Genomic DNA, 26,351 nt, shown 5'->3' with positions numbered 1-26,351 from the left:
TAGGGACGATGTAGGTCGGTTCAGGTCCTAGTGGGTCACCTCGGCGCTGTCGGCCGGCCCAGCGAGACCAGGTGGAAGCCGGCCTCGGCGACCTTTTCCACCGGCAGCAGGTTGCGGGTGTCCACGATCACCGGGGTGGTCATGGCCGCGGCCAGGTTCGGCCAGTCCAGCTCCGCGAACTCGGGCCACTCGGTCAGCACCACCAGCCCGTCCGCGCCTGCCGCCACCGCCTCCGCCGAGTCGAGCACCCGGACCGGGCCGCAGTCCGCCGACACGCACGGGTCGTAGCCGGTCAGCCGCGCGCCCTCCTCGGCCAGCAGCGAGGCCACCGCCAGCGCGGGCGAATCACGCAGGTCGTCCGTGCCCGCCTTGAACGTCAACCCGAGCAGCCCGAGCCGCGCGCCGCCCAGCGACCCGCCCACCGCGTCACGCACCATCGCCACCACGCGGTGCGCCTGGTGGCCGTTCGTGCCGATCGTCGCCCGCAGCAACGGGAAGTCGACGTGCGCCTCCTCCGCCGTGGACAGCAACGCCCTGGTGTCCTTGGGGAAGCACGAACCACCCCAACCCGGCCCCGGCTCCAGGAACGACGCCCCGATCCGGTCGTCCAGCCGCATGCCCTCGGTCACGTCGCCGATGTCCGCGCCGACCCGCTCGCACAGCTCGGCCAGGCTGTTGACGTACGAGAGCTTCATCGCCAGGAAGCAGTTGCTGGCGTACTTCACCAGCTCCGCGCTCGCGCTGCCGGTGACCAGCGCCGGCGCGCCCGTCCCCGCGTACAGCGCGACCACCCGGCGCGCGGCCTCCTCGGCCTCCGACCCGACCACGACCCGTTGCGGCCGGAGGAAGTCGTCCACCGCGTGCCCCTCGCGGAGGAACTCCGGGTTGGACACCACCCGCACGTCCGACCGGCCCACCAGCTCCGCCACCCGCACGGTCGTGCCGGCGGGCACCGTCGACTTGATCACCAGCACGCAGCCGGACCGCACCGCGCCCCGCGCCTCGCGCAGCACCGCGTGCACCGCGGACAGGTCGGCCGCGCCGTCCCGACCGGTCGGCGTCGGCACGCACAGGAACACGAAGTCCACGTCGGACAACGCCTCCGCGTTGCCGAGCACGAACCGCAGCCGCCCGGCCCGCAGGCCCTCCGCGACCAGCTCGCCCAGCCCCGGCTCGTGCGCGCCGATCTCGGCCCGGCCCAGCGCGGCGACCTTCACCTCGTCCACGTCCGCGCACACCACGGTGTGCCCGAGCCGCGCGAAGCACGCCGCGGTGGTCAGCCCGACATAGCCCGCGCCGATGACGCCGATCCTGGCCACGGTCCACCTCCCAGTAGCGATCGCGCGGCGTCCAGCACCTCGTCCGCGGTGATCCCGAGCAGCCCCGGATCGGGGTGGTCGGCGAACGTGTCGCCGGTCGTCCCGTGCCAGAGCGCCCGGTGCGGCCCCGACCGAGGTCCCCACTCGGCGGGGGACACCGGTCCGAACAACACCACGGACGGCGTGCGGTAGGCGGTGGCGACGTGCGCCACGCCGGTGTCGCCGCAGATGACGAGTCGTGCGCCGGCCACGAGGTCCAGCAGGCCGGCCAGGTCGCCCACGCGCGAGCGGCCCTGCGCCACCTCGCGCACCAACGGCTCCTCGGCGGGGCTCCCGGTGACCACCACGTCAGGGCCCAGCGCGCGGGCCACCGCCGCGAACCGGTCCGCGGGCCACCGCCGCGCGCCGTGGCTCGCCCCGGGGTGCACGACGACGTGGTCGTGCCGCGGCACCGGCGGCAGGTGCAGGTCGTCGGGGTCGCACGCGATGCCGAACTGCGCCAGCAACCGGCACCACCGCAGCACCTCGTGCTGGTGCGCGGGCCACGGCACGTGCACGCCGTGCGTGATCAGCCGGGCGGGGTGGGTGGCGCGCAGCAGCTCGGTGCTCCGCGGTCCGCACCCGTGCAGGTTGACCGCGAGGTCCGGCGACTCGTAGTCGATCGGCACGAGCCCCTCGGTGGGTTGCAGCCGGTCGACCGCGTCGATCCGGTCGACCGCGTCGGCCAGCCAGCCGGGCGCGGCCAGGGTGATCTCGGCGTCCGGGCAAGCGCGGCGCAACCCGCGCAGCGCAGGCACGGCCGTGAGCAGGTCGCCGAGGCCGAGCGCGCGCAGCACCAGGACCCTCACGACCGCACCACCCCGGACCCGCCGCCGGACGACTCGGCGCGCGGCACCCGGGAACGGCCCGCCGCGGGTCCGCCGCGCGTGCGCAGCCGGTCCAGCGCGTCCGCCACCGGCACGACCCGGCGGCGCTGCCGTCCCTCGACCGGCACGGCCCGGTGGCGGAACTCGCCGCGCAACCGGTGCGCGCACGCGGCGGGCGGGATGGCGATGCTCGTGACGACCATCTTCACCACCTCGTCGCGGGTGCGCGGTCCGGGCGCGATGCGCTGCGCGGCGAACCACCCGGTCAGCCCGGCCCACGTGGCACCGGCCGCCACCGCCGCCTTCCGCCACCCGAGCAGTCCGCACAGGACGGCGAGCGCGCCGGACGCCGTGGTGGCCACGTGCCAGGGCAGCCGTCCGGGTGCGCCGCCCATCCGCTCACGCCACCGGGGGCCCAGCAGGCGCCGCACCAACGCGTCGTCGGCGTTGCCGCGCTGCTGCCTCAGGCTGGCGAAGAAGTCCGCTTCCCGCACCGGGTGCGTGGTCACGCGGTCGCCGTTCACGATCCGGTACCCGTGCGCCAGCACGCGCAGCGCCAGCTCGGCGTCCTCCCGGTACGCGCGCGGGAACCGCTCGTCGAACCCGCCCGCGTGCACGAGCGCCGCCCGGCGGTAGGCCATGTCCGCGGTGATGTACCGCGCGTCCGCCAGCCCGGCCGTGCCGCGTTCCCAGTCGGTCGGCCGGCGGTCCTCCGGCAGCGGCACCACGATCCGCGCCTGCGACGCGCCCACGTCCAGCCCCAGCTTCGCCAGGTCCGACGTCACCTGCTGCTTCCAGTCGCGCGGCGGCACCACGTCGTCGTCCAGGAAGGCGACCCACTCGCAGCACGCGGCACGCCACCCGGCGTTGCGCGCGGCGGCCGGGCCGCGGCCACCGGTGCGCAGCACGCGCGCCGAGTGGGTCGGCGGCAGCGGTCCGGGCTCGGGCCGGTCGTCCACCACGATGATCTCGCGCGGCGGCGGCCCGACGCCGTGCTCCAGCGCGTCCAGCACGACCTCCAGGCTGTCCCGGCCGACGGTGGGGATCACCACCGCGTAGTCGACGCTCATGGCCGGCGCACCACGAACCGGCCGATGGCCAGCAGGTCCACCGGGGCCGACCCGAAGCACTCCAGGGCGTCACGCGGGTCGTCCACCATCGGCCGCCCGGCCGTGTTCAGGCTCGTGTTGACCACCACGGGCACGCCCGTGCGGCGGTCGAACTCCCGGATCACCCGGGCCATCAGCGGCTCGGTGCCCGGGTCGACGGTCTGCACGCGCGCGGTGCCGTCCACGTGCACGACCGCCGGGACGCGGTCACGCCACTCGGGCCGCACGTCGTGCACGAACAGCATGTACGGGCTGGGCAGCGGCCCGCGGTCGAACAGCTCGGCCGCGCGGTCGGCCAGCACCATCGGCGCGATCGGCCGGAACTGCTCGCGCCCCTTCACGTTGTTGAGCCGTTCCAGGTTCTCGGCCTTGCCGGGGTGCGCGAGCAGCGACCGGCGGCCCAGCGCCCGAGGTCCGTACTCGCTGCGACCCTGGAACCAGGCCACCACCTTGTCCTCGGCCAATGCCTCGGCCACCGCGACGGCCACGTCGTCCGGCTCCTCGTACGCCACCTTGGCGTTGCGCAGGTAGTCCTCGATCTCGGCGTCGGTCCACGATCGGCCCAGGTCCGCGCCGGGCATCGCGGCGGCCGGCTCACCGGCGTCCGCCACCACCTGGAGCGCCGCGCCGAGCGCCGTGCCCGCGTCACCGGCCGCCGGCTGCACCCACACCTCGTCGAACGGCCCCTCGGCGAAGATCCGCGTGTTCGCCACGCAGTTCAGCGCGACGCCGCCCGCCATGGTCAGCCGCTTCTGCCCGGTGCGCTCGTGCAGCCACCGGACCAGGTCCAGCAGCACCTCCTCGACGCGCACCTGCACGCTCGCCGCCAGCTCGGCGTGCTCCCGCGTCACCTCGTCGTCCGGGCCGCGGCGCTTGGCCAGCGTCGCCCAGTCCAGCGGCGTGATGTGGAACCCGCCGTCCTCGGTCGCGCGGACGTGCTCGCGCAGCAGGTCCAGGTGCTTGGGCTCGGCGTAGGAGGCCAGCGCCATCACCTTGTACTCGTCGCTGGAGCGCAGGAAGCCCAGGTGCTCGGTCAGGTCCTCGTAGAGCAGGCCGAGCGAGTGCGGCAGGTGCTGCGCGGCCAGCGTCTCCAGCCGGTGGCCCCGGTAGCTGCCCGCCAGGTGCGAGCGGCACTCACCGCGACCGTCGTTGACCAGCACGGCGCAGTCGCCGCCGAACGGCGCGGCCAGACCGGTGGACGCGGCGTGCGCCACGTGGTGCGGCACGAACCGCACGATCGCCGGGTCCAGCCCCGGCAGCGCGGTGGCCAGGAAGTACGGCGCGCGGCGCGCGTACTCGGTGCGCAGGTCCTCCCACGGCACGTCGTTCGGCTCGACCAGGTCCGGGTCGTAGGAGTAGGCGACCGCGTCCAGGTCGGCGGGGGTCAGCCCGGCGCGCTCCAGGCACCAGCGGGCGGCCTGTTCGGGCTGTTCCCACGCGGAGAACGGCACGGGCCGCTTGCCGTGCTTGCGCCGGGAGAAGCGTTCCTCCTCCGCGGCGGCCACCACCTCGCCGTCCACCACGAGGGCGGCGGCGGGGTCGTGGAAGACCGCGTTGATACCGAGCACGCGCACGGCTTTCCCCTTTCGCTCCAACTCCTGTGTGGACTGCCACCGGCGTGGGTCGCGGACCGTCGCGGACCGGTGTCGTCCGACTACCCGACGAGTTGCCGGTCAAACGACCGCCGCAGTCCCTCGTCCAACCCGATCTCCGGCTGCCAGCCCAGCACCCGCCGGGCCAGCGAGATGTCCGGTCGGCGGCGGCGCGGGTCGTCCGTCATCGCGTCGACGTGCTCGATCGCGGACGTGCCGCCGATCAGCTCGATCACCTTCCGCGCGACCTCCAGCACGGTGACCTCCTCGGGGTTGCCGAGGTTCACCGGACCCGGGTGGTCGCTCTCCGCCATCGACAGCAGGCCGCGCACCAGGTCGTCCACGTGGCACAGCGACCGGGTCTGCAAACCGTCGCCGTGCACGGTCAGCGGCTCGCCCGCGCGGGCCTGTCGCACGAAAGTGGGAATCATCCGGCCGTCGTCGGGGCGCATCCGCGCGCCGTAGGTGTTGAAGATGCGGACGATGCCGGTGTCCACGCCGTACTCGCCGCGGAACGCGCAGGTCATGGCCTCGCCGAAGCGCTTGGCCTCGTCGTAGACGCTGCGCGGGCCGACCGGGTTGACGTTGCCCCAGTAGCTCTCCCGCTGCGGGTGCTCCAACGGGTCGCCGTACACCTCGCTGGTGGAGGCGATGACGATCCGCGCGTTCTTGCGCCGAGCCAGCTCCAGCGCGTGCAGCGTGCCGAAACCACCCACCTTGAGGGTGTCGACGGGCATCCTCAGGTAGTCGACCGGCGACGCCGGGCAGGCAAGGTGCAGCACCAGGTCGACGTCGCCGAGCAGGTCGAGCGGCTTGGCCACGTCCTGGACCACCACGCCCAGCCGCGGGTCGTCCGGCAGGTTGTCCGGCGACCCGGTGCGGAAGTCGTCCACGCAGACCACCCGCGTGCCGCGCTTGAGCAGCGCTTCGCACACGTGCGAGCCGAGGAACCCGGCCCCACCCGTCACCACCGCGCGTTCGAATCCCATGACCTGGGCCTACCCCTCGATCCGAGGAGTAACCACCACTTCCCGGGGTAGTACTCGCTGGTGTCGCAGACGACCGTGGTGATAGCCACCCGTGACCGCGCGGACGACCTCGTGCGCACGCTGACCCGCCTCGCGGAGCTGCGCGTGCCGGTCGTGGTGGTCGACAACGGCTCGTCCGACGACACCGTGGCCAGGGTGCGACGCGAGTTCGGCCAGGTCGAGGTGCTGGCCCTGGGGCGCAACGAAGGCGCGCTGGCCCGCAACCACGGCGTGCGGCACGCGACCACCCCGTACGTCGCGTTCAGCGACGACGACTCGTGGTGGGCGCCCGGCGCGGTGCCGTGCGCCGAGGAGCTGTTCGCCCGGCACCCCCGGTTGGGGCTGGTCGCGGCACGCACGGTCGTGGAGCCCGACGGCCGGCTGGACCCCGTGTGCGCGGAGATGGCCCGTTCGCCGCTGGGCCGTGACGACGACCTGCCCGGACCGTCCGTCCTGGGATTCGTGTGCTGCGGCGCGATCGTGCGCCGGTCGGCGTTCCTGGGGGTGGGCGGGTTCCACCCGGTGCTGTTCTGGCCCGGTGAGGAGCGCATCTTCTCCTGGGACCTGGCCGCGTCCGGCTGGGCGTGCTGCTACGTGGACGCCGTCGTGGCGCACCACCAGCCGTCGTCGTCCCGGCCGCCGACGGCGTGGCGGCGTCGCGTCGAGATGCGCAACGACCTGCTCACCACCTGGCTGCGCCGCCCGGCCGCGGTGGTGCTCGGTGAGACGTTCGCGCTGGCCGGGCGGGCCCTGCGGGACCGGGACGCGGGCGCGGCACTGGTCGCCGCGCTCCGCAGGCTGCCCGCGGTCGTCCGCCACCGCCGCCCGCTGCCCGCCGAGGTGGAACGACGGGTGGCGCTCGTCGGCTGACGCCGGTCACCCGGCGGGGGCGTGCCGCTCCACGACGACCTCGCCCGCGTGGTCCACCCGGTACCCGACGCCGCGCACGGTGGTGATGACGGACGCCGCCTCACCCAGCTTGTGCCGGATGCGCCGCACGTGCACGTCCACCGTCCGGGTGTCCACGGTGCTCGTCGTGCCCCACACGCTCGCCATCAGGGCGGCCCGCCGGTGCACCACGCGCGGGTTGGCGCACAGGTGGTGCAGCAGGTCGAACTCGAGCCTGGTCAGCTCCACCGGCACGCCCCGGTGCAGCACCCGCCGCGAGTCGACCAGGATCCGCAGCAGGGGGTCGGCGCGCACGACCGGCAGGTCGACCACCACGTCGGCGCCCGGCAGGTCCAGCGCCGAGCGCAGCGCCGCGGCGAGCCGCCCCGCCGTGTCCGCCACCCGCGTGCCGGGGGCGGAGACGCGGATGAGCACGGTCACCTCGACGTCCGTCCCGTCGAAGCCGGTCACCTCGGGCAATGCCGTCACGGGGTGATCGGACCAGTGCGGCGTGACGCGCGTCAACGCGTTCCAGCACGTGGGAACCGTTGACAGCGGGCATCATGGGGCCATGAGGACCATCACCCTGAACAACGGCGTCACCATGCCGCAGCTCGGTTTCGGCGTCTTCCAGGTGTCCATTGAGGACACCTACGACGCGGTGACCGAGGCGTTGCGGGTCGGCTACCGCAGCATCGACACGGCCGCCGCCTACCGCAACGAGGAACCGGTCGGCCGCGCCGTGGCCGACTCGCCCGTGCCGCGCGACGACGTCTTCGTGACCACCAAGCTGTGGAACTCCGACCAGGGCTACGACGAAGCGCTGCGGGCGTTCGACGCGAGCCTGGACCGGCTCGGCCTCGACCGGGTCGACCTGTACCTGGTGCACTGGCCCGCGCCCCGACAGGACCGCTACGTCGACACCTGGCGCGCGCTGGGCAAGCTGCACGCCGACGGCCGCGTCCGGGCGATCGGCGTGTCCAACTTCCAGCCCGCGCACCTGGAGCGGATCGTCGAGGCCACCGGCGCGGTGCCCGCGGTGAACCAGGTCGAGCTGCACCCGCGGCTCCAGCAGGCCGAGCTGCGCGCCTTCCACGCCCGGCACGGCATCGTGACCGAGGCGTGGAGCCCGCTGGCGCAGGGCGCCCTGCTGTCCGACCCGGTCATCACCGGCATCGCGGCCAAGCACGGTCGCACGCCCGCCCAGGTCGTGCTGCGCTGGCACGTGCAGCTCGACAACGTGGTCATCCCCAAGTCGGTGACGCCCAGCCGGATCGCGGAGAACTTCGCGCTGTTCGACTTCGAGCTCGACGGCGAGGACATGGCGGCCATCGAGGGGTTGGACCGGGGCGAGCGCACCGGTCCCGACCCCGACGCGTTCGGCTGACGGGACGGCCGACGATCCGACCACCGAACGACCTGATCGCCGCTAGACGCTCACCGGGCCGCCGGTACGCCAGTACACGCCGTCGTCCCGGCTGAGCAGCCCTTCGTCCACGAGGTACCGGCGCACGGTCACGTGGTCGACCTCACCGCCCTCGCACCACCGCTTCAGCACCTCCACCACGTCCCGCTCGGGGTACCGTCTACCCGGCTCGAACGCGGTGCTCACCTGTTCGAGCACCGCCCGCCTGCGTCCGCGCTGCGCGGGGAGCTTCACCAGCCGCCCGTCCCGCACGAACGGGTCCTCCGGGACCCGGTTCGCCTGTTCGACCCGGGTGGCTTCCTTGAACAGTTCCTCGCGCAGTCGCAAGCCCGACCCGTCGGTCACGACGAGTCCCGCCGACCGCAGTCGGCGCAACGAGTTCTCGACCCGGCGAACGTCCAACCCGGTCGCCTCGGTGATGTCCGCCGTCGTGCGGGCGCCCAGGACCAGCGCGGCGGCCACGCGCAACCGCTCGGGCTCGGCCAGCAGTCCGATCAGTGAATCAGGGGTCACGCTTCGAGCTAACCGAAGCCGGCGGTCTGGTGCACGCCCATTTCGGGCGGACCTTAATAGCCGTGCGCACTGATCACCTCTTCCCCCTGGCGTCGGTGGAGCCGGTCTTCGGCATGCCGATCGAGAACGCCCGCAAGTTCCAGCAGGTGGCCGCCGAGCAGGACCTCGTCATCGACGTTCGGGCGACGAACCCGCACGCGGTGGCGTGGCTGCGCGAGGGCGCGCTGCCCAAGCCGGAGGCGGTGAAGGCCAAGACCATCGACGACCTGGACGTCCGGCTCGGCGCGGCCCGCCGCCACCGCGGCCTGGTCGGCTACTTCCGGCCCGAGTTACCCCGCGTCGACCTGCACGACCGGCTGCTGCGCCGGTACGACCAGCGGCGCGTCGAGTTCGAGGCGCTGCGCGACAAGATGGCCCGGTTCGAGCGGCGCGGCGAGTTCGTGGTGCGCGACGGCGTGGTGCACGGTGTCGACCGGGACGGCGGGCTGCGGCCCCTCACCGGTGACCACGACGTGTTCGACATCCACGCCTCCGGCGGTGCCTACCTGAGCAGGCGGCGGTACGACCGGGCCGTCGCCACGATGATGTCGATGGACATGGGCGTCACCCACGGCGCCCACATGTACTGGGAGCCCACCACCAAGTCCGACCTCGCGATGTTCGAGTCGATCGCCCGCGGCGGCGACCCCAAGCTGCGCTTCCACCCGGACGGCACCACGACCGCGGGCGTCTACCGCCGCTTGATCGCCGGCACCAGTGCGATCACCACGCCCGCCAGGGCGGCCCGCCCGTACGCCAGCGTCTCCCACGTGGGCAGGCCCAGGACGGCGGTGTCCTCCGCGTCGGTGATGAACAGCTGACCGTAGAGCAGCAGGAGGAGGACGCCGTAGCACCGCGCGTGCCTGTGCCGCCACGCCAGCAGCACGCCGGCCAGACCCGTGCACACGTACAGGGTGTGCACGGCCCCCTCGCCCATGGGCAGGAACGGGACGGAGGCGAAGACGATCTGCAGCAGGCCGACGAGGAGCGCGAGGAGTTGCGCCCGGCTGAACGACGGGGTCTCCGCCTCGGGCCCCGGTCGGGCCTTCTTCCCGGTACGCCGTTCGGTCACGGCAGCCTGGTTCCGCATGACACCGGGTTACCCGCGCCCGTTCGGCTCATCCTCGCCCCCCGGTGGCCTCCCCTTTTGGGTCATATCGCCCAACACCGTGCGGCGTTACGGCTAACCGGCCGGTCGCAAGCAGGTCAGCGCACGGTTAGCGCAGCAGCGGGCCGATCTCCGCCGCGGCGTCGGCAATCGCCTGATCGGGGCGGCGCTCGCCGGTCAGCACGCGGGTCGTCATCGCGGCCAGGGCGCGGGAGATGTCCGGGTACGCCGCGCCGTACGCGGTGGGTGTGCGCGCCGAACGCAGCCGGGCGGTGAAGCCCGGCACGTTGGGGTCCCACTGCCAGGCCAGCTCGTCCACGGTGTCGGTGCGGTTGGGCAGCGCGCCCAGGCCGCCGCCGAACTCGGTCGCGTTGTCCGGGTGCTCGGCCAGCCAGGTCAGCACGTCCCACGCCCGCTCGGCTCGGGCGTTGCGCCCGACCACCCACGTCTGGCCGCCGAGCAGGCCCGCCGCGCCCGCCGCCCCGTCGGGCAGCGGGGCCGCGGCCCAGTCCAGCCCGGCCTGGTTCAGCTCCGCCGCCGCGGCCGGTCCGGTGATCACCATCGCGCAGCGGCCCTCGGCGAACCGCTGCCGCGCGTCGGCGTCGGTCCAGCCCAGAGCCTCGGTCGGGACGCTCCGGTCGGTGTTCACCAGGCCGTCGAGGTGGGCGAGGGCGTCCAGGGAGGCCTGCCCGCCGATGTCGGTGACGTCGCCGCCCGCCTGCCACAGCAGCGGCAGGAACGTGGTCGTCAGGTCGTCGTCCTTCGCGCCGAAGCACAGCCCGGAACGCTCGGCCGAGGTCAGCGCCCCGGCCGCGACGCGCAGCCCGGCCCAGGTCGTCGGCGGTTCACCCAGCCCGGCCGCGGCGAAGTGGTCGCGGTTGTAGACCAGCGCGGTGGTGGTGGTGCGCAGCGGCACGCCGTGGACGCGCCCCTCGTGGGTGACGCTCTCGCGCACCGGTGGGAGGAACCGGTCCTTCAGCTTCCACCGGTCGAAGCGGTCGGTGAGGTCGGCGACGGCACCGGCCTCGGCCAGCCGGGGCACGTCGGTGGCGTCGACCGCGGCGATGTCGGGGAACACGCCGGACGCGGTCGCCTCGGCGAGCTTGGCCTGGAACTCGGCGCGGGAAAGGGAGGTGCGCTCGATCCGCACGTCGGGGTGTTCCTGGTGGTACCGGGTGAGGAGGCTGTCCGCAGCCTGGTTCGCCATGGGGGAGTGGTTCAGGTAATCCCACCAGGTCAGTGTCACCTGTTCAGGGGTCTCGGTCTGCTCTGCGTTGCAAGCACCGACGGCGAACAGGGCCATTGCGCAGAGCAGCGCTCGTGCACGCATTCCGCTCCACCCTTCGGGGTAGGCGACCTTTACGGGCTGCGCTCGTCCTACTCCGCTGCGTGAGGTGGTGTCAAGATCGGAGGTGGTTCAGACCTCCTGTCGGTGCGCGGGTCCGGGTGTCGCGGCCGCGGGCACGACCGGCCCGCCCGGTTCGTCCGGTGCGCCGGGCCGGGCCGGCTCGGGCCGGAGGTCGGCGAGGTAGGTCGCCGCCAACTCGTCGTAGATCGGTGTTGAGCTCACGTTCCGGCATCCTGTCCGGCCGCGGGCCGCAGCGCTGCCCCTCTCACTCCTGTGGGTTACCTCGCGCCGGGACACCCCCGGTTCGCTCCCGCACGATTGCGGAGACGATTCGCCCTGGTCACGAATGCTGTCGAGTGGGTGACGACGGGCCGCGCGAGGGTGCCGACCGGGTGGCGACGAGCCGCGCACGGTGCCGCCGGCGGGCGACAACGGCCCCCCGGCGCGGCGTCGGGAACCGGACGAGGGCGGGTCCGGCGCGGCGTTACAGGCAGGGCAATGACCCGGATCACGTAATCGCGCACGAAGTCGTGGGTTGAACTCCCGTAACAGGGGCAACCCTGCCTGCGATGAGGGCTTAGGCGGCCACCGCCCCCCCACTGGCCGCCTGACAAGTCCCGGCCGGGCTCCCCTCCCCCCAAGAGTCCGGCCGGGCACCTCATCCCCGATCTTCTTGCCCCGCCGTCGTTTCCCGTTCCGGGTCACCCGGAACGCCTGTGAACGGCCGGACCGGCGGCACCCTGCGCACGGGCGCGCGGTTCGCCGGCTGGCGCAGCCGGGGCGGCTCCGGCGGGTCCGGAATGGACATCGTGACCGGGTGGCCCGGCTCCACCACGACCGGCTCGCCGTGGTGGCTGGTGCGCAGCGCGTCGCCCGCCACGATCCGGTAGGTCACCGACCGCGGCTCGACCTCCACCGCGAAGCGGGTACCGCCGAACGACATGCGGAACGCCATCCCGGTCAGCCCCGGCGGCAGGCGCGGCGCGAACGACAGCTCGCCGTCGTGGTCGCGCATCCCGCCGAACCCGGCCACCACGCCGACCCACGCGCCCGCCAACGACGCCATGTGCAGTCCGTTGTGGACGTTGCCGTGCAGGTCGTGCAGGTCGGTGAACGCCGCCTCGGCCAGGTAGTCGTAGGCCAGCTGCGACGCGCCCACCTCGGCCGCCAGCACCGCCTGCGTGCCGGCCGACAGCGACGAGTCACGCACCGTCCTCGCCTCGTAGTAGGCGAAGTTGCGCGCCTTCTGCGCCGCCGTGAACGCGTCGCCGCGCACGTGCATGGCCAGCACCAGGTCGGCCTGCTTGACCACCTGCTTGCGGTAGAGGTCGAAGTAGGGCCGGTTGAGCAGCAACGGGTACTCGTCGGGGTCGGTGCCCTCGAAGTCCCACTCGGCGTGCGAGGTGAACCCCTCGTTCTGCTGGTGCACGTCGAGCAGGTCGTCGAACGGGATCAGCATCCCGTCGGCGGCCTTGCGCCAGTCCTGCACCTCGCCGGCGGTCACGTCGAGCCGCTCGGCCACGTCCGGGTGCCGTTCGCACGCGTCCGCCGCGCCGCGCAGGTTCTTCTGCGCGATGAGGTTGGTGTAGACGTTGTTGTCCACCACGGCCGAGTACTCGTCCGGCCCGGTGACCCCGTCGATGCGGAACCCGCCGTGCTGGTCGTGGTGGCCCAGCGACGTCCACAGCCGCGCCGTCTCCACCAGGACCTCCGCGCCGCACTCGCGCTCGAACGCCCGGTCGCCGGTCGCGTTCACGTACTGGAGCACGGCGTGCGCGACGTCGCCGCTGACGTGGAACGCGGCCGTGCTCGCGGGCCAGTACGCCGAGCACTCGGCCCCGCTGATCGACCGCCACGGGAACGCCGCGCCGCGCTGGCCGAGCACCTCGGCCCGCTCCCGCGCCTTGGGCAACGTCGAGTGCCGCCACCGCAACGCGTCCCGCGCCGCCTCCGGCACGGTGTAGGCCAGCACGGGCAGCACGAACATCTCGGTGTCCCAGAACGCGTGCCCGTCGTAGCCGGGCCCGGTCAGCCCCTTGCCCGGGATCGCCCGCGTCTCGCCGCGCACCGCCGCCTGCATGATGTGGAACAGCGCGAACCGCAGCGCCTGCTGCAGCTCGTCGTCGCCGTGCAGCTCGATGTCGGCGACCTCCCAGAAGTCGTCCAGGAACCGCCGCTGCTCGGCCAGCAGGCCCTCCCAGCCGGTCTGGCGCGCACCTGCCAGCGCCGCCTCCACCTGCGCCCGCAGCGCGGGCACCGACCGCTGCGCGGACCAGCCGTACCCGAGGTACTTCACCAGCCGCAGCTTCCCGCCCGCGGGCACGTCCACGGCGGCGGTGAAGCGCGCCAGGTCGCCCTCGGCGCGGATCTCGGTGCGCACGCCGTCGTCCACCACCAGCTCGTGGTCCATCGCGGCGGCCATCCGCAGCCCCGAGTTGCGCGCGTGGTGGGCCAGCACCGCCCGGTGGTCCTCGGCGTGCGCGAAGTCCGCCACCAGCGGCTCGTTCAGCGCCGCGGCCACCCGCGGGTCGTCGCCCTCGTTCTCCACCGGCTCGTTGGCCAGCAGGTCGGACTGCACGACGAGCTGCACGTCCTCGCTCGGCTCGACCTCGTAGAGGATCGCCGCGACCGCGCGCTGGGTCAGCGACACCAGCCGCTCGGTGCGCACGGTGACCCGCCGCCCGGTCGGCGACTCCCACTCCGTGCAGCGGCGCAGCGTGCCGGTGCGGAAGTCCAGCTCGCGCTGGTGCGCGTGGGCGCGGCCGTAGCGCATGTCCAGCGGCTCGTCCTCGACCAGCAGCCGGATCACCTTGCCGTCGGTGACGTTGACGACCGTCTGCCCCGCCTCCGGGTAGCCGTAGCCGGACTCGCCGTAGGGCAGCGCGTGCTCCTCGTAGAAGCCGTTGAGGTAGGTGCCGGGCAGGCCGCGGGGCTCGCCCTCGTCCAGCGTGCCGCGCATCCCGATGTGCCCGTTGGACAGCGCGAACACCGACTCCGTGCGGCGCAGCTGGTCCACGGCGAGGCCGTCCCAGCGCACCATCCAGGGGTGGACCTCCCAGCCGCTCACAGCAGCTCCGAGAGGTCTTCGACGACGACGTCCGCGCCGTGCGCGAGCAGCGCCTCCCGCTGGCCGGCCCGGTCCACGCCCACCACGTGCCCGAACCCGCCCGCGCGCCCGGCCTGCACGCCCGACAGCGCGTCCTCGAACACCGCCGCGTGCGCCGGGTTCACGCCCAGCAGCCGCGCGCCCGCCAGGAACGAGTCCGGCGCGGGCTTGCCCTTGAGCCCGTCGCGGCTGATCACCACGCCGTCGACCAGGGCCTGCACGAACGGGCTGAGGCCGGCCGCGTCGAGGACCTTGCGCGCGTTGGCCGACGACGTCACCACGCCGATGCCCAACCCCTCGTCCTCGACCGCGCGCAGGTACGGTGCCGTGCCCGCGTAGGGTGTCACGCCTTCGTGTCGGATGATCGCCTCCAGCAGGTCGTTCTTGCGGTTGCCGACGCCGTGGACGGTGTCGGCGTCGGGCGGGTCGTCGGGCGTGCCCTCGGGCAGCGTGATGCCGCGCGAGGCGAGGAACTCCCGCACCCCGTCGTAGCGGGGCCGGCCGTCCACGAACCTGAGGTAGTCCGATTCGGCGAACGGCGGCTCACCGCGCGGGCGCAGGAAGTCGTCGAACGTGCGCCGCCACGCGCGGCGGTGCAGCACGGCGGTGCTGGTCAGCACGCCGTCCAGGTCGAAGAGACAGGCGGTGATCGCGTCGGGCAGTCCCAGGGCCATGGTCGTTGTCTACCCCTTCTCGGTCCGGGGTACCCGCTGGCGGAACGCACACCGGCGGAGGGATCGGGCCATGGGCAAGCCACGCGTGCTGGTCGTGGGAACGGGCTTCGCGGGCTACCACTGCCTGCGCACGCTGGAACGCGTGCTGCCCGCCGACGCCGCCGAGCTGGTGGCGGTCAACCCGACCGACTACATGCTCTACGTGCCGCTGCTGCCCGAGGTCGCGGGCGGTTCGCTCGACCCGCGCCGGGTCGCCGTGCCGCTGCGGCCCAAGCTGCCGCGCACCCGGCTGGTGCAGGCGCACGTCACCGGGCTCGACCTGGCCGCGCGCACGTGCACCGCCGTGGACGTCGAGGGGCGTGAGCAGGTCCTGGAGTGGGACCGGTTGGTGCTCACGGCGGGCTCGGTCACCCGGCTGCTGTCCATCCCGGGCGTGGCCGAGCACGCGTTCGGGTTCAAGTCGGTCGCCGAGGCGGTGTTCCTGCGCGACCACGTGCTGCGGCAGGTCGAGCTGGCCGAGCAGGCCACCGACCCGGCGGAACGGGCGGCGCGCGCGACGTTCGTCGTGGTCGGCGCCGGGTACACGGGCACGGAGCTGGTGGCGCAGGGGCAGCAGCTGACCCGGTCGGCGTTGCGCGGTCGGCGCGGCCTGGCGGAGTCCGACGTCAAGTGGGTGCTGGTCGACATGGCCCCGCGCGTGCTGCCGGGCCTGGACGAGCGGCTCTCGGCGCCCGCGGCCCGGGTCCTGCGGGCCCGGGGCGTGGACGTGCGGCTGAAGACCAGCGTCGAGGAGGTCACCGCGGAGTGCGCGAAGCTGACCGACGGCAGCGAGATCCCGACGCGCACGCTCGTGTGGTGCGTCGGCGTGCAGCCGGACCCGTTGGTGGAGTCGGTGTCGCTGGCCACGGTGAAGGGCCGGGTCGTGGTCGACCCGACGTTGGCCGTGCCGACGCACCCGCACGTGTTCGCGGCCGGTGACGTCGCGGCCGTGCCCGACGTGTTCAACGGTGGCGAGCCGACCCCGATGACCGCGCAGCACGCGCAGCGGCAGGGCAAGCTCGCGGGCCGCAACGTCGCCGCGTCCCTGGGCCACGGCGACGTGGGCACCTACCGGCACCGCGACCTCGGGTTCGTGGTCGACCTGGCCGGCGCGCAGGCGGTGGCCAACCCGCTGCACGTGCCGCTGACCGGGCTGCCCGCGAAGGCCGTGGCGCGCGGCTACCACCTGCTGGCGATGCCGGGCAACCGGCTGCGGGTGGCCGTGGACTGGCTCACCGACCTGCTCGCCCGCCGCCAGGTCGTGCAGTTCGGGCTGGTCCCGGAGGCGGGCGTGCGGTTGGGCGACGTGGACCGGATCGGCGCGACCGACCGGGGGTGAACGCTCAGGCGGGCTTGAGCGGGTCGTGGCCGATGGACATGAGCCGGTGCCGCCAGTGCGCCTCGCCCGCCGTGGGCTCCAGGTCGTCGCGCCGCTGCTCGTGCACCCGCTCCACGACCTTGCGCATCACCTTCACGTCCTCGGTGGTCAGGTCGGTGCGCCGCTTGCGCAGCACCCGCAGCACCTCCTGACCGGTGGGCGTCCCGGCCTGGTCGGGGAGGCTTTCGCCGTCCTCGCCCGCCGAGCGGGTGCGCAGCCAGTCCTCCAGTTCGTGCGAGGTCATGTTCACCACGCGGTGGAACTCGTCCCACAAGGTGTCGGTCATGGGGGAGAGGGTTGCCGTCGAGGTGACGGGTGAAACCGGACGTCTTTGCCGAACCCGAACACTCGCCGCACGCTCTCCACACCGGCGCGGTCGATCGTGGTGGTCATGAACCCATGGACTCGCCTCGCGGTCGTCGCGACCACCGCGCTCGGCCTCACCTCGACCGGTGTGGCCGCCGCCCAGGACTACGCACCCATCACGATCGGGCCGGAGAAGGTCAAGCAGCTGTGCGAGCAGCGCGCGCCCAAGGTCGAGGAGCGCATCACCCGGCTCACCACCCGCATCAACGGCGGGGCGGACGTGCACGGTTCGACGGCGTGGCTGCGCGCGCAGGCGCAGAAGGCGCGCGACGCGGGCAACACCGCCCGTGCCGAGCGGCTGGACCGGCGGCTGGAGCGGCGTGACGGGCAGGTGGCCAAGCTCGCCGACGCGCAGCGGCGCGTGGACGAGTTCCAGGCCGCGCACTGCGGTGTGAAGTGAGGGCCGTGATCGCGGCGGTCGTGCTGCTGTTCGCGGTGGCCGGGTGCCGCGCCGACGACGCCGCGCCCGTGGACCCCGGCTTCGACGGCATCGAGTCGACGCTGGACGGCGTCGAAGCCGAGGTCTCCGAACCGTGACCAGGGGGCGGTGGCCGCCGGTCACCTCCGGTGGTGCGCCCCTGACCGCCGAAGGTGGGGCGTGGCGCGTGCGGCCGGGGAACGGCCGCTGCGAACCGGCGTCCACCGCCTCGATCAACGCCACTTCCACCGGAACCAGGCGTGCCGCCCACCCGCCCACCGTGGAACCGCTCAGCTGACGTCCGGCGTGTACTGGCCCTTCGCCATCGCGACCGCCGCGGCCAGCTCGTCCGCCGAGGCGGTGCCCGACTCGGCGACCACCGCCGCCCACGCGTCGATGGACCCGGCGTTGAACCGCTGGGTCTCCGGCGCGTTGGCGGCGGCGACCGGGTCGAAGCCCTCGTGCACCTCGCCCCCCAGGTACAGGCCCAGGCCGAGCAGCGCGCCGTCCCAGCCGGGGCCGACGTACAGCGCGCCCGCGCCGCTGCCCGCCATCGCCTTGGGCACGGTGTGCTCCAGCTCGACGGTGGTCCGCTCCTCGTCGTCCTCGGTGAGGCGCAGTTCCACGACGCTGGTCGGCGCCCCCCACGTCAGCCGCAGCAGCTTCGGCGGCGCGCAGGTCAGGACCTCGCCGCTCGCGTTGCCCTCCACCTGGAAGCCGCCACCCTCGCGCAGGTCGCCGCTGACCGGCAGGAACCAGCGCCGGAGCCGGTCCGGATCGGTCACCGCGTCCCACACGTCCGCCGCCGCCGCGTCGTACGTGCGGCGCAGCAGCACGCCGATGGTCTCGTCCGAGCCCGCGCTCACCTCGCGGTGGATGGCCTTGAGCTGGTCGGCGATGTCGATCACGGTCGTTCCTCCTTGAGTCGCCTCTCGCGCTTGCCGCGCGCGAGTTCGGTGGCCAGCGCGTCGAGGTGCCCGCTCCAGAACCGGCGGAACCGGTCGAGCCACTCGTCCACCTCACGCAGGCCTTGGTCGTCCACCGCGTAGAGGCGTCGGGTGCCTTCCGGGCGGACGCGGGCGAAGCCGTTCTCGCGCAGCACCCGCAGGTGCTGGGAGACGGCCGGCTGCGAGATGCCGAACTCCCGGCGGACCACCTCCGTGACCGCGCCGGAGGTCTGCTCGCCGTCGGCCAGCAGCTCCAGGATGCGGCGGCGGACCGGGTCGCCGAGTACGTCGAACGCGTGCACGACCAGTATCTTTCAGGCCAGGCTTATATAAGTCAAATCTAAGGCTCAAGAATTGTCGGTGGTCGGTGGCACTATCTCGAACGGATGTTCGGTACGCGTTCGAAGGGAGCCATGCGATGCGTGTTCGACTCGATCCCCGTCAGTGGCCCGGCCGTGTCATCCCCGAGACCGACGCCGAGATCGACACGGCGGTCGAGGCGCTCTGCCTGCGCGCCACCTGGCCCGACGCCCACCGCGCCGCCGTGCGCCGGGTCGTCGAGCCGTGGTTCGGCGAGGGGTGGAGCGTCGATGCCCTGCTCGCGGCGGTCGACCGCAGGCCGGACGGCACCAGGCAGGGCAGCCCGCGCCACCGCGACCAGGTAGCGCACGACTTCCTCCGTGCGCGGCTGCGGTCGTGGTGGCAGGGGGGCGCGCGGCGTGCGCGCCCCCCGGTGGCGGGCATGACGCTGGGCGCGTGGTGGCGGATCAACCGCCGCAACGCCCGGCTGACCGAGCCGCGCCCCCGGCGGCCGTTGGGCACCGCGGGCACGTTGGCCAGGGAGCAGTCGCGGGAGCGGGTGCGGGCGCGGCTGCAGGACCCGGTGGAGCGGTCGCGCGCGTTGGCGCGGCGGCGGCAGGCGGTGCTGGACAGCTTGTTGGTGCCGGGGCAGCGGGTTCCGACGTTCGACGACGCCCGGAAACTGCTGGCCGACGTGCGGCTGCCCGCGCACCCGGTGTGCAGCCGGTGCGGATGCAGGCAGGGGGTGCTGCCCAACGCCGCTTGACGCGTCCTTAGTCTGTGGTTCCCGACACGGTGAATTCGGCCGACGGGTCGTGTGCTTTCGGGTCGAGCTCGTGGTGTGGCGTCGTGACTTCGGGTGGCAACGCCCGTGACGCCCGACCTGCCGACCGAGCCGCGCGCGCCCTGTCGTGACGCGTCCGGTCGACGTCCCTGTTCCGCAAGCTGTGGCCGTAGGAGTTGGCAGTGTCCTGGTTGTTCACCATCGTCCTGTGCGTGGCGGCGTTCCTGGCGGGCGCTGCGGTCGTCTGGCTGCGCCTCAACCCCGTCGTCCGCGACCTGCGCACCCGCCTCGAAGAACCACCGACCACCACCCCCGCCACCACCTCTGCCGCCACCGCGACCGCCGCGACCGCGACCCCTGCCTCCGCTGAAGCCGCCGCCGCACCCGCCGCACCCGCCGCCGAGGCCGCCGAGACCCGCGCCGCCGAGGTTCCGGTCTCCGCTGAAGCTCCTGCCGCCGAGACGCCTGCCGCCGTCGAGACCACCGCTGTCGAGACCACCGAGGTTCCGGTCTCCGCGGGAGCCCCCGTCGCCGAGATCCCTGCCGCCGCCGAGACTCCCACCGCCAAGGTTTCCGCCGAGACCGCCGAGACCGCCGAGGTTCCGGTCTCCGCCGAGGCTCCTGCCGCCGAGACGTCTGCCGTCGCCGAGGTCTCCGCCGCCGAGGCCACTCCCGCTGAGACCGCCCCGGTTGCCGCCGCCGCCGTGGTCCCGGCCCCCGCCGCCGCGCCGGAGCCCGAGGTCGCCGCGGAGTCCGGGGTAGCCCAGGAGGCCGAAGCCGCTCCGGACCCCGTGGTCGCCGAGGCCCCCGGAGCGGTCCAGGAGGTCGAGGTCCCGGCCGCTGTCGAGGTTCCGGTCGCCGAGGCCCCTGCGGTCGTCGAGCCCGTTGCCGTCGAGCCCGTTGCCGTCGCAGCCCCCGCCGTCGTGGCGGAGGAGGAGGCGGTCGAGGTCAAGGCGAACTCGAAGTCGATGATCTTCCACACCCCCGACTCGCCGTACTACAAGCGCATGAAGGGCGACGTCACGTTCCGCTCGGTCGCCGAGGCGGAGCGCGCGGGCTACACGCAGTGGACGCCCAAGTCGAAGGTCGCCTCGGCCGCCCGCTGACGGCGGTCACCGCCGGACCGACGGTGGTTCGCGATCAGGCGAATAGCCACGCACCGCCCGGGTATCCCCCGGTCGGGGTGACCTGATGCCATCGTTAGACGGGTCGGGCGCCGGCGGAACGACCTCGCTGGCGCTCCACCGCACCGACGTGGACGGCGCGGCGGTGGTCCGCCCGACCGGGCGGCTCGACCTGACCACCTACCGGGCACTGCGGGACGGGCTGCTCGAGTGCGCGGCGGACGAGCCGACGGCCGTGATCGTGCGACTGGGTGACGGCTTCGAGTGCGCTACACCCGCGTTCCTGTCCGTCTTCGCCACGGTGCGGCTGCGCGTCGCCGACTGGCCGGGCGTGCCGGTGCTGCTGGTCGGCGAGTCGCCCGGTCAGCGCCGGGCGCTCGCCGGCGGCCTGGGCGCGATGCCGCGGTTCGAGGCGCTGGACGAAGCCCTGGCCGCCGTCGAACGCCCGACCGAACGCACCCGCGACGAGACCGCCCTGCCGAACGCGCTGATCAGCGGCTTGCTGGCCCGTACCTTCGTCCGCGCCGCGTGCGACCGCTGGCACATCACCCACCTCGTGCACGACGCGGTCACGGTGGCCACCGAGCTCGTGGAGAACGCCGTCCGGCACGGCCGCTCCGCGCCGACCCTCCGCCTCGACCTGCGCGACCGCCGGCTGGTCGTCGCGGTGCACGACGACAGCCCGGAGCAACCCCGCGAACCGAAGTCCGACCCACGACGCCACGGCGGCTGGGGCCTCACGATCGTGTCCTCGCTGAGCCGCACCTGGGGCAGCCGCCCGTGGCCGCGGGGCGGCAAGATCGTCTGGGCCGTCCTGGAGGACCGGGCCACCGCGAACCCGCTCAGCTCGCCTCGCCGACCGCCGTCACGATCGTGAAGTGGTCGATCAGGTCGGTCACCGCCAACGGCTGCAGCACGGCCTTCGTGGTCGCCACCAACCGCAGCTCCGCACCCACCGCCGCGCACTCGGCCCGCAACGCGATCAGCAGGTTGATGCCGGTCGACCCGAGGAACGTCACGCCCGACAGGTCCAGCACCAGCGCCTGACCCACCTCGCCGAGCCGGCGCCGGAGGAACTCCTCAGCCGCGGGCACCGTCGCCATGTCCAGCTCGCCGGCCACGACGACGACCGCCACGCCCCCGGACACGTCGTGCACCGTGAGCGTGACGGCGTCGGTGAAATCGTCCATGTCCACCCCTGGGTGCGGTCGGCAGGTGCGGCTGTCTGCTCAACCGCACCGAGCCTATGCCCAGGGGAGATGTGAGCGCCCGTCAGGACGCGTGCAGCTCCTTCTCCAACTGGGCCTTGCTCATCCCCGACGCACCCGACACGCCCGCGTTGCGCGCCTGGGCCAGCAGTTCGTCGCGCGTCGCCTCACCCGGCCGGTCGCCCATGTGCCGGGCCCGGCTCTCCGCGAACGCCCGCCCCAGCTCCTCGCGGCGCCGGTCGTCCAGCCGCTCGCGCATGCCGGGCAGCACCGACGACTCCTCTTCCTCGACGTGGTGCGTCACGGACTCGACCAGCTCACGCAGCACGTCGTCGAACGCGGGGGACGTCGGGTCGGTCCCGGCCAGCTTGCCCAGCAGCTGCTCGGCCTCGGCGTGCTCCTCCTGGCTGTGCTCGACCTCCTCGGTCTCGCCCGCCTCGTCCTTCGCGACCGGGTAGACCTCCGCCTCCTCGGCCCGGCTGTGCGCGGTGAGCACCGACACCAGCACGGGCACCAGCAGCGGGCGCTTCTCCGGGTGGTCCTTCAGCTCGGCGAACAGCCGCTCCACCTCGCGGTGGTCCTGCATGATCAGATCGACTACGTCGGGCATGTCGTCCTCCGTCACGTGTGGTGCCGAAGGAGTAGTACCCGGGAATCAGCCGACCACGCGCCGGATGACGTTCACCGGTCCGATGGACTCGATGTCCTGCACCTTCACCGGCACGCCCTCGGTGGACGCGTGCACGGCGCGCAGGCCGTCGATCGCCATCGCCACGTGCGTCTGGCCCGTGTAGTAGATGATCAGGTCGCCGGCCTTGACCTCGTTGCGCGACACCGACCGGCCGATGAGGGCCTGGCTGTAGGTGGTGCGGGGGATCGCGATGCCCGCCGACCGGTACGCCGCCTGCATGAGGCTGGAGCAGTCCCAGGTGTTCGGGCCGTTCGAGCCGAACACGTAGTCCTTGCCGCGCTGCGCCAGCGCGAACGCCAACGCCTGCCCGGCTTGGCCCGACGGCACGGGGATGGCGCTCATGTCGCCCGCGTTGTTCAACGCCGCGCGCTGCGCGGGGCTCAACGACCGGTAGGCCTCGCGGGCCTCGGTGATCTGCTCGTCCAGCGCGGCCTTGCGCTGGTCGATCTCGGCGATGGCCTTGTTGGCCGCGTCGGCCGCCTCACCGGCGCGGCGGGCGGCGTCGTTGGCCAGGTCGACGGCTTTGCCGAGCCCGTCCAACGCCTCCGCGTTGTCGCCCGCCAGCACGCCCAGCGCGGACATGCGGTTGAGGAAGTCCTGCTGCGAATCGGACACCAGCAGCGCCGACAGCTGGCTGAACCGCGCGCCCTCGAACGACGCCTCGGTCAGCAGGTCGACCTGGCCGCGCAGCGCGTCCTGCGCCTGCTGGGCGGTGGTGAGGTCGCGGTTGGCCTGGTCGAGCGAACCCTGGGCGTTGGACAGCGACTCCTGCGCCCGCAGGTGCTCCTCGTTGAGCGCCTCGGCCTCGTGGGAGAGATCGAGGTACTTCCGCAACGCCTCGGACGCGTCCGGGTCCGCGACGGCCGGGGGGAGGGGCAGGGTGACGCCGAGCAGCACCGAGACAGCGGTGGCCGTCAGGGCTGCGCGGACGGTGCGCTGAGCGGTTTTCGACGCCACGGTTCGCGCAATCCTCCTTGAGCCGGGTGGGGCCCGAACGGGTCGCACCCGCCCAGGTCTCGGACAGGTTACGGAACCGGTCGGTGCGAGTCCATAAGGGGTCCGGTTCCGTGACCCGCCGACTCAGGCGACGGCGGCGGAGTGGGTGAACTCGCCCGCCCGGACACCGCGCATGAACATCTCCCACTCGCCGCGCGTGTAGCGCAACGCCGTGCCGTCGTGGCGTGCGCGCAGGATCGTGCCGCCGTTGGGCTCCGGCAGGACGGCGAGCGCGCTCTCCGCGTCGACGGACCCCACCAGCAAGCGGCGGAGGAAGTCGTCCCACCGCACGGCGTCGAGCGTGATCACCGGACCGTCGCCCCGGTCCTTGGTGTCGCGCACCAGGACCACGTCGCCGTCGAAGCGGACCTCGACGCAGTCGCCCGACGCCGTGCTGAAGCTGCTCTTGAACCAACCACGCGCCGTGGCCGGGGAGGTGAAAGACATCAGTGCCGCTCCATCTCGTGGTAGACCGCGTCGATGAACCCGCGCGAGGCGCGGTCGTCGAGCGCTCGGTCGAACGTCTCCGCGAAGCTCGCCGTCGATTCGAGTATCACTTGGCGCTTGTCGATGATGACACCGCTGATCGCTGTCTCCTGGTACATCAGGTCGCCGAGCCTGTTGGAGGGAAAGGAGAGGATCTTCAACGCCGAGCCGAGCAGCGGGTGCGCTCCCGCCGTGAACGGGATGACGCGGATCCGCACGTGCTCGCCCTTGTGCTCCAGGACTTCGAGCAGGTGGGCGAGTTGTCGGCGCAGCACGGCGGGTTCGCCGACCCACTGGCGCAACGCGGCTTCGCCGAGCACGACGTCGAGCAGCAACGGGTGGTCGCCGTCCAGCCGGAGTTGGCGCGCCAGCCGGGTTTCCAGCCTCGGGCCGACGTCGACCGGCCGGATGTACGGCGTGCCGGCCCGCATCACGGCGCGCGCGTAGTCGGCGGTCTGCAACAGACCCGGGATGATGTCCGGCGCGTACTCGTAGACCTTCTCCGCGCCCGCCTCCAACCCCAGCAACCGCAGGAAGTCGTCGGAGTACAGGCGCGCGTAGTCGTACCACCACTCGCGCCGCTCGGTCCGCGCCCGCGTCGATTCCAGGTCGGCACGTTCGTCGTCGGGCAGTTCGTAGGCGTCGGCGAGGTCGGTCAACTTGGCCGCGGTGAGGCGGCGCTTGCCGGACTCGATCGCGGACAGGTTCGTGCCGCCGATGCCCGTCGTCTTGCCGACAGCCGCCGCCGTGAACCCGAGGCGTTCCCGGTGTTCCCGCAGCCTCAGGCCGAGCTCCCACGCCTGAACCGTGCTGGAGGTCGGGGCGTCGTCGCCCATGTCCTTCGTCCCGTCGTTCTGTGGTCACGGCGGCACAGAGCGTAGCGACAGTCCACTCGTTCGATGAATCGACACTTCGATAAGTATCACGATAGCTTCGGTATGACTGACGTCCCGTCGAAGGCGATCAACCTGATGGAACTCAAGCCCGCGTTGCGCAGCCGCCTGCTCGGCCTGGAACTGCGCCGGGTCCGCGAGGCCAACGGCCTGACCGTGGCCGAGCTCGCCGCCAGGACGCGGCAGTCGCCGCAACGGATCCGGGAGCTGGAGAACGGCGTCGCCGAGTCGCCGACACCCGATCCGACCATGTGGTGCGCGTGGGGCACGGAGGCGACGAGCGTGATCAACGTGCTGTGCCGGGCCGCCGAGCGGATCGACGTGCTCGCGCCGCTCGGTCTCAACCCGGTCTTCGAGCGGCTCGACCCCGACCGCTGCACGGTCTACGTGCTGGAGGGCACCGCGATCGAGCGCACTGACGTGACCGTGCGGGTGATCCCGCGCGGCGCCGGGTACTGCCCCGGCGTCGAGCACCCGTTGACCCGGTTCACGCTCGCGGACGGCCCGGCCGTCGTCTTCTACGCCTACCTGCACCGCGCGATGTTCACCGAGGAGTCCCGGCACCTGCGGTCGGCGTACGAGCTGTTCGAGCGCCTAGCCGAGCTGACGCGCGCCTAGGGTGAGCCCGGTGAGGTCCGTCCGCCCGCCGGGGTGGCGGCCCGCGCGGCCCGCGGCGGCCGTGGCCAGCCTGCCCGCCTCCTCCGGGGTGTCGCCGCGGACCAGCGCCACGGTCAGCGCGGCCACGAACGCGTCACCACCACCGGTCGGGTCCACGACCTCCTCGTCGGTCAACGGGACCACCGCCGACCCCTCGTCCCACGTCAGCACGTTCGCCTCGCCCGGCACCTCCAGCGCCACCACCGACGGGCCGCGCGCCAGCAGCTCGCGGCCCGCCCGGACGGCCGCGTCCGCGCCGGTGATCGACCGCCCGGTCAGCGCCTCCGCCTCGCCGTGGTCGGCCCGCACCACGTCGGCCGCCGCCAGCAGTTCGGCCGCGCGCCCCTCCGGCGCGCCGTCCAGCACGACCAGCCCGCTCGCGGCCCGGACCGCCGCCAGCGCGGCGTCGGCCGGTTGCTCCAGCTGCACGACCACGGCGTCCGCCCCGGCCAGCGTCGCCGACGCGGCACGCACGTCCTCGACCGTCACCAAGGTCGCCTCGGGGATGTCCTCCAGGTACCGGTACCCGCCGTCGCACACGACGTCCACGATCAGGGCCGTCCGGACGCCCTGCCGGCACACGACGGCGGCCGTGGCTACCCCGTCCGCGTCCAGGCGCTCGACCAGCAGGCGGCCCTCCCGGTCGTCCCCGACGACGCCCACCACCGCGGCCGTTGCGCCGAGCTGCCTGGTGCCGCGAGCGATGTTCGAGCCCTTCCCGCCGAGCACTTCGCGGCGTTCCAGGACGTCCGCGTGGCCACCCGATCCGGGCACGTCGGGCACCACCAACACCAGGTCACGGGCTATCTGGCCGACCACCGCGATCCGCATGTCCAGGCGGTACCCGGTGGCCACCAGTTGAAACGGATCGTTGACGTGGCGTCACCAGTAATGCGATCGTAATTCTGGGAGCGCTCCCAGTCCCTACTGGTTCACAGATCACCGTCGATCTGAAGGAGAAGGTCCTTGCGACTCAAGCGCTTTGGGGCGTTGGCGGTAGCCGCGCTCGGTGTGGTCGGTGTGACCAGCGTGTTCGTCCAGAGTGGCG

Annotated in this window: 30 protein-coding genes; 10 read left to right on the top strand and 20 right to left on the bottom strand. The window is 73.2% G+C overall.

All coding sequences use genetic code 11. The features are described from left to right. Positions 1–35: 35 nt before the first annotated feature. From FHX81_RS08920 to FHX81_RS08900, 5 genes are all read right to left on the bottom strand, one after another. A complete protein-coding gene (locus tag FHX81_RS08920; RefSeq protein ID WP_141976831.1) occupies positions 36–1,319 on the bottom strand; it encodes a UDP-glucose dehydrogenase family protein in 1,284 nt (427 codons plus the stop codon). Beyond that, positions 1,277–2,167, bottom strand: a complete 891-nt coding sequence (locus FHX81_RS08915) for a glycosyltransferase family 9 protein (RefSeq protein ID WP_141976829.1) — start codon at positions 2,165–2,167, stop codon at positions 1,277–1,279. Before FHX81_RS08915 ends, FHX81_RS08920 begins: the two co-directional genes overlap by 43 nt. Beyond that, a complete protein-coding gene (locus FHX81_RS08910) occupies positions 2,164–3,255 on the bottom strand; it encodes a glycosyltransferase family 2 protein (protein ID WP_141976827.1) in 1,092 nt (363 codons plus the stop codon). Before FHX81_RS08910 ends, FHX81_RS08915 begins: the two co-directional genes overlap by 4 nt. Beyond that, entirely contained in the window at positions 3,252–4,868 is a 1,617-nt protein-coding gene (locus FHX81_RS08905) for a carbamoyltransferase family protein (protein WP_141976825.1), read from the bottom strand. The genes FHX81_RS08910 and FHX81_RS08905 overlap by 4 nt, the downstream gene beginning before the upstream one ends. 80 nt (positions 4,869–4,948) lie before the next feature. Next, positions 4,949–5,875, bottom strand: coding sequence for an NAD-dependent epimerase/dehydratase family protein (locus FHX81_RS08900; protein ID WP_141976823.1), 927 nt, complete (start codon positions 5,873–5,875; stop codon positions 4,949–4,951). Between the two features lie 57 nt (positions 5,876–5,932). On the opposite strand from FHX81_RS08900, the gene FHX81_RS08895 reads away from it, so the two are divergent. Next, entirely contained in the window at positions 5,933–6,784 is an 852-nt protein-coding gene (locus tag FHX81_RS08895) for a glycosyltransferase family 2 protein (RefSeq protein ID WP_425473878.1), read from the top strand. Between the two features lie 6 nt (positions 6,785–6,790). Here the strand turns inward: FHX81_RS08895 and FHX81_RS08890 are convergent, their stop codons facing one another. Continuing rightward, positions 6,791–7,291 carry a winged helix-turn-helix domain-containing protein gene (locus FHX81_RS08890; RefSeq protein WP_141976819.1) on the bottom strand — a complete coding sequence of 167 codons (501 nt, stop codon included), beginning with the start codon at positions 7,289–7,291 and terminating at the stop codon, positions 6,791–6,793. Between the two features lie 82 nt (positions 7,292–7,373). On the opposite strand from FHX81_RS08890, the gene FHX81_RS08885 reads away from it, so the two are divergent. Continuing rightward, the gene (locus tag FHX81_RS08885; protein ID WP_141976817.1) at positions 7,374–8,189 is read left to right on the top strand and encodes an aldo/keto reductase; all 816 of its coding nucleotides are present in this window, start codon (positions 7,374–7,376) and stop codon (positions 8,187–8,189) included. 42 nt (positions 8,190–8,231) lie between these two features. On the opposite strand, the gene FHX81_RS08880 is transcribed toward FHX81_RS08885, so the two are convergent. Beyond that, entirely contained in the window at positions 8,232–8,741 is a 510-nt protein-coding gene (locus FHX81_RS08880) for a DUF2087 domain-containing protein (RefSeq protein ID WP_141976815.1), read from the bottom strand. Positions 8,742–8,803: 62 nt separating this feature from the next. Between FHX81_RS08880 and FHX81_RS08875 the strand changes: the two genes are divergently transcribed. Beyond that, positions 8,804–9,601 carry a hypothetical protein gene (locus FHX81_RS08875; RefSeq protein WP_246107707.1) on the top strand — a complete coding sequence of 266 codons (798 nt, stop codon included), beginning with the start codon at positions 8,804–8,806 and terminating at the stop codon, positions 9,599–9,601. A 396-nt stretch (positions 9,602–9,997) separates the two neighbouring features. On the opposite strand, the gene FHX81_RS08870 is transcribed toward FHX81_RS08875, so the two are convergent. The 4 genes from FHX81_RS08870 to FHX81_RS08860 form a co-directional block, all read right to left on the bottom strand. Beyond that, positions 9,998–11,095 (bottom strand): extracellular solute-binding protein, encoded by a 1,098-nt coding sequence (locus tag FHX81_RS08870; RefSeq protein WP_170231984.1) that lies wholly within the window; start codon positions 11,093–11,095, stop codon positions 9,998–10,000. 210 nt (positions 11,096–11,305) lie between these two features. Next, positions 11,306–11,458, bottom strand: coding sequence for a hypothetical protein (locus tag FHX81_RS40385; protein ID WP_170231983.1), 153 nt, complete (start codon positions 11,456–11,458; stop codon positions 11,306–11,308). Between the two features lie 436 nt (positions 11,459–11,894). After that, positions 11,895–14,276, bottom strand: coding sequence for a glycoside hydrolase family 65 protein (locus FHX81_RS08865; protein WP_141983825.1), 2,382 nt, complete (start codon positions 14,274–14,276; stop codon positions 11,895–11,897). Between the two features lie 23 nt (positions 14,277–14,299). Next, entirely contained in the window at positions 14,300–15,016 is a 717-nt protein-coding gene (locus tag FHX81_RS08860; RefSeq protein ID WP_141976811.1) for an HAD family hydrolase, read from the bottom strand. 70 nt (positions 15,017–15,086) lie between these two features. On the opposite strand from FHX81_RS08860, the gene FHX81_RS08855 reads away from it, so the two are divergent. After that, complete coding sequence (locus FHX81_RS08855; RefSeq protein WP_141976809.1) at positions 15,087–16,394, top strand: NAD(P)/FAD-dependent oxidoreductase; 1,308 nt, start codon at positions 15,087–15,089, stop codon at positions 16,392–16,394. A gap of 4 nt (positions 16,395–16,398) precedes the next feature. Here FHX81_RS08855 and FHX81_RS08850 read toward each other — a convergent pair whose 3' ends face one another. Continuing rightward, a complete protein-coding gene (locus tag FHX81_RS08850) occupies positions 16,399–16,719 on the bottom strand; it encodes a DUF3140 domain-containing protein (protein WP_141976807.1) in 321 nt (106 codons plus the stop codon). A gap of 105 nt (positions 16,720–16,824) precedes the next feature. Between FHX81_RS08850 and FHX81_RS08845 the strand changes: the two genes are divergently transcribed. Both FHX81_RS08845 and FHX81_RS40380 read left to right on the top strand, forming a co-directional pair. Beyond that, complete coding sequence (locus FHX81_RS08845; protein ID WP_141976805.1) at positions 16,825–17,199, top strand: hypothetical protein; 375 nt, start codon at positions 16,825–16,827, stop codon at positions 17,197–17,199. Then, positions 17,196–17,336: a hypothetical protein gene (locus FHX81_RS40380; protein ID WP_170231982.1), complete on the top strand. Its 141-nt coding sequence runs from the start codon at positions 17,196–17,198 to the stop codon at positions 17,334–17,336. Before FHX81_RS08845 ends, FHX81_RS40380 begins: the two co-directional genes overlap by 4 nt. 171 nt (positions 17,337–17,507) lie before the next feature. Here FHX81_RS40380 and FHX81_RS08840 read toward each other — a convergent pair whose 3' ends face one another. Further along, positions 17,508–18,125: an SRPBCC domain-containing protein gene (locus FHX81_RS08840; RefSeq protein WP_141976803.1), complete on the bottom strand. Its 618-nt coding sequence runs from the start codon at positions 18,123–18,125 to the stop codon at positions 17,508–17,510. Beyond that, positions 18,122–18,466 carry an ArsR/SmtB family transcription factor gene (locus tag FHX81_RS08835; RefSeq protein ID WP_141976801.1) on the bottom strand — a complete coding sequence of 115 codons (345 nt, stop codon included), beginning with the start codon at positions 18,464–18,466 and terminating at the stop codon, positions 18,122–18,124. Before FHX81_RS08835 ends, FHX81_RS08840 begins: the two co-directional genes overlap by 4 nt. A gap of 116 nt (positions 18,467–18,582) precedes the next feature. On the opposite strand from FHX81_RS08835, the gene FHX81_RS08830 reads away from it, so the two are divergent. The 3 genes from FHX81_RS08830 (at position 18,583) to FHX81_RS08820 (ending at position 21,249) form a co-directional block, all read left to right on the top strand. Then, complete coding sequence (locus FHX81_RS08830) at positions 18,583–19,230, top strand: hypothetical protein (RefSeq protein WP_141976799.1); 648 nt, start codon at positions 18,583–18,585, stop codon at positions 19,228–19,230. A 200-nt stretch (positions 19,231–19,430) separates the two neighbouring features. Then, the gene (locus tag FHX81_RS40375; protein ID WP_170231981.1) at positions 19,431–20,354 is read left to right on the top strand and encodes a sunset domain-containing protein; all 924 of its coding nucleotides are present in this window, start codon (positions 19,431–19,433) and stop codon (positions 20,352–20,354) included. 85 nt (positions 20,355–20,439) lie between these two features. Continuing rightward, on the top strand, positions 20,440–21,249 hold the full coding sequence (locus FHX81_RS08820) for an ATP-binding protein (RefSeq protein ID WP_141976797.1): 810 nt from the start codon (positions 20,440–20,442) through the stop codon (positions 21,247–21,249). Here FHX81_RS08820 and FHX81_RS08815 read toward each other — a convergent pair. The 5 genes from FHX81_RS08815 to FHX81_RS08795 all read right to left on the bottom strand — a co-directional run bounded on the left by FHX81_RS08815 (position 21,215) and on the right by FHX81_RS08795 (position 24,589). Then, entirely contained in the window at positions 21,215–21,562 is a 348-nt protein-coding gene (locus tag FHX81_RS08815) for an STAS domain-containing protein (protein WP_141976795.1), read from the bottom strand. The two genes, FHX81_RS08820 and FHX81_RS08815, sit on opposite strands and share 35 nt — an antisense overlap. Before the next feature lie 82 nt (positions 21,563–21,644). Next, complete coding sequence (locus tag FHX81_RS08810; RefSeq protein ID WP_141976793.1) at positions 21,645–22,190, bottom strand: hemerythrin domain-containing protein; 546 nt, start codon at positions 22,188–22,190, stop codon at positions 21,645–21,647. Between the two features lie 45 nt (positions 22,191–22,235). Beyond that, positions 22,236–23,228, bottom strand: coding sequence for a C40 family peptidase (locus FHX81_RS08805; protein WP_141976791.1), 993 nt, complete (start codon positions 23,226–23,228; stop codon positions 22,236–22,238). A gap of 123 nt (positions 23,229–23,351) precedes the next feature. Beyond that, positions 23,352–23,714, bottom strand: coding sequence for a DUF397 domain-containing protein (locus tag FHX81_RS08800; RefSeq protein WP_141976789.1), 363 nt, complete (start codon positions 23,712–23,714; stop codon positions 23,352–23,354). Further along, on the bottom strand, positions 23,714–24,589 hold the full coding sequence (locus FHX81_RS08795; protein ID WP_141976787.1) for a helix-turn-helix domain-containing protein: 876 nt from the start codon (positions 24,587–24,589) through the stop codon (positions 23,714–23,716). Before FHX81_RS08795 ends, FHX81_RS08800 begins: the two co-directional genes overlap by 1 nt. Before the next feature lie 102 nt (positions 24,590–24,691). Here FHX81_RS08795 and FHX81_RS08790 point away from each other — a divergent pair, with 102 nt between their 5' ends. Further along, on the top strand, positions 24,692–25,264 hold the full coding sequence (locus FHX81_RS08790) for a Scr1 family TA system antitoxin-like transcriptional regulator (RefSeq protein WP_170231980.1): 573 nt from the start codon (positions 24,692–24,694) through the stop codon (positions 25,262–25,264). Here the strand turns inward: FHX81_RS08790 and FHX81_RS08785 are convergent. Beyond that, positions 25,241–26,158, bottom strand: a complete 918-nt coding sequence (locus FHX81_RS08785) for a PfkB family carbohydrate kinase (RefSeq protein WP_246107706.1) — start codon at positions 26,156–26,158, stop codon at positions 25,241–25,243. The genes FHX81_RS08790 and FHX81_RS08785 overlap by 24 nt on opposite strands. Positions 26,159–26,351: the final 193 nt, after the last annotated feature.

Source organism: Saccharothrix saharensis, from assembly GCF_006716745.1.
In the GTDB taxonomy this organism is placed as follows: Bacteria; Actinomycetota; Actinomycetes; order Mycobacteriales; family Pseudonocardiaceae; genus Actinosynnema; species Actinosynnema saharense.
This window is presented reverse-complemented; position numbering and strand designations above follow the sequence as displayed.

What these genes read in the sequence shown, in the direction of transcription:
- FHX81_RS08900 (WP_141976823.1), bottom strand. Translation starts at nt 5,875, where the DNA reads ATGGGATTCGAACGCGCGGTGGTGACGGGTGGGGCCGGGTTCCTCGGC.
- FHX81_RS08810 (WP_141976793.1), bottom strand. Translation starts at nt 22,190, where the DNA reads ATGCCCGACGTAGTCGATCTGATCATGCAGGACCACCGCGAGGTGGAG.
- FHX81_RS08800 (WP_141976789.1), bottom strand. Translation starts at nt 23,714, where the DNA reads ATGTCTTTCACCTCCCCGGCCACGGCGCGTGGTTGGTTCAAGAGCAGC.
- FHX81_RS08855 (WP_141976809.1), top strand. Translation starts at nt 15,087, where the DNA reads ATGGGCAAGCCACGCGTGCTGGTCGTGGGAACGGGCTTCGCGGGCTAC.
- FHX81_RS08830 (WP_141976799.1), top strand. Translation starts at nt 18,583, where the DNA reads ATGCGTGTTCGACTCGATCCCCGTCAGTGGCCCGGCCGTGTCATCCCC.
- FHX81_RS08815 (WP_141976795.1), bottom strand. Translation starts at nt 21,562, where the DNA reads ATGGACGATTTCACCGACGCCGTCACGCTCACGGTGCACGACGTGTCC.
- FHX81_RS08870 (WP_170231984.1), bottom strand. Translation starts at nt 11,095, where the DNA reads ATGGCGAACCAGGCTGCGGACAGCCTCCTCACCCGGTACCACCAGGAA.
- FHX81_RS08795 (WP_141976787.1), bottom strand. Translation starts at nt 24,589, where the DNA reads ATGGGCGACGACGCCCCGACCTCCAGCACGGTTCAGGCGTGGGAGCTC.
- FHX81_RS08820 (WP_141976797.1), top strand. Translation starts at nt 20,440, where the DNA reads ATGCCATCGTTAGACGGGTCGGGCGCCGGCGGAACGACCTCGCTGGCG.
- FHX81_RS08910 (WP_141976827.1), bottom strand. Translation starts at nt 3,255, where the DNA reads ATGAGCGTCGACTACGCGGTGGTGATCCCCACCGTCGGCCGGGACAGC.
- FHX81_RS08850 (WP_141976807.1), bottom strand. Translation starts at nt 16,719, where the DNA reads ATGACCGACACCTTGTGGGACGAGTTCCACCGCGTGGTGAACATGACC.
- FHX81_RS08845 (WP_141976805.1), top strand. Translation starts at nt 16,825, where the DNA reads ATGAACCCATGGACTCGCCTCGCGGTCGTCGCGACCACCGCGCTCGGC.
- FHX81_RS08885 (WP_141976817.1), top strand. Translation starts at nt 7,374, where the DNA reads ATGAGGACCATCACCCTGAACAACGGCGTCACCATGCCGCAGCTCGGT.
- FHX81_RS08860 (WP_141976811.1), bottom strand. Translation starts at nt 15,016, where the DNA reads ATGGCCCTGGGACTGCCCGACGCGATCACCGCCTGTCTCTTCGACCTG.
- FHX81_RS08790 (WP_170231980.1), top strand. Translation starts at nt 24,692, where the DNA reads ATGACTGACGTCCCGTCGAAGGCGATCAACCTGATGGAACTCAAGCCC.
- FHX81_RS08865 (WP_141983825.1), bottom strand. Translation starts at nt 14,276, where the DNA reads ATGGTGCGCTGGGACGGCCTCGCCGTGGACCAGCTGCGCCGCACGGAG.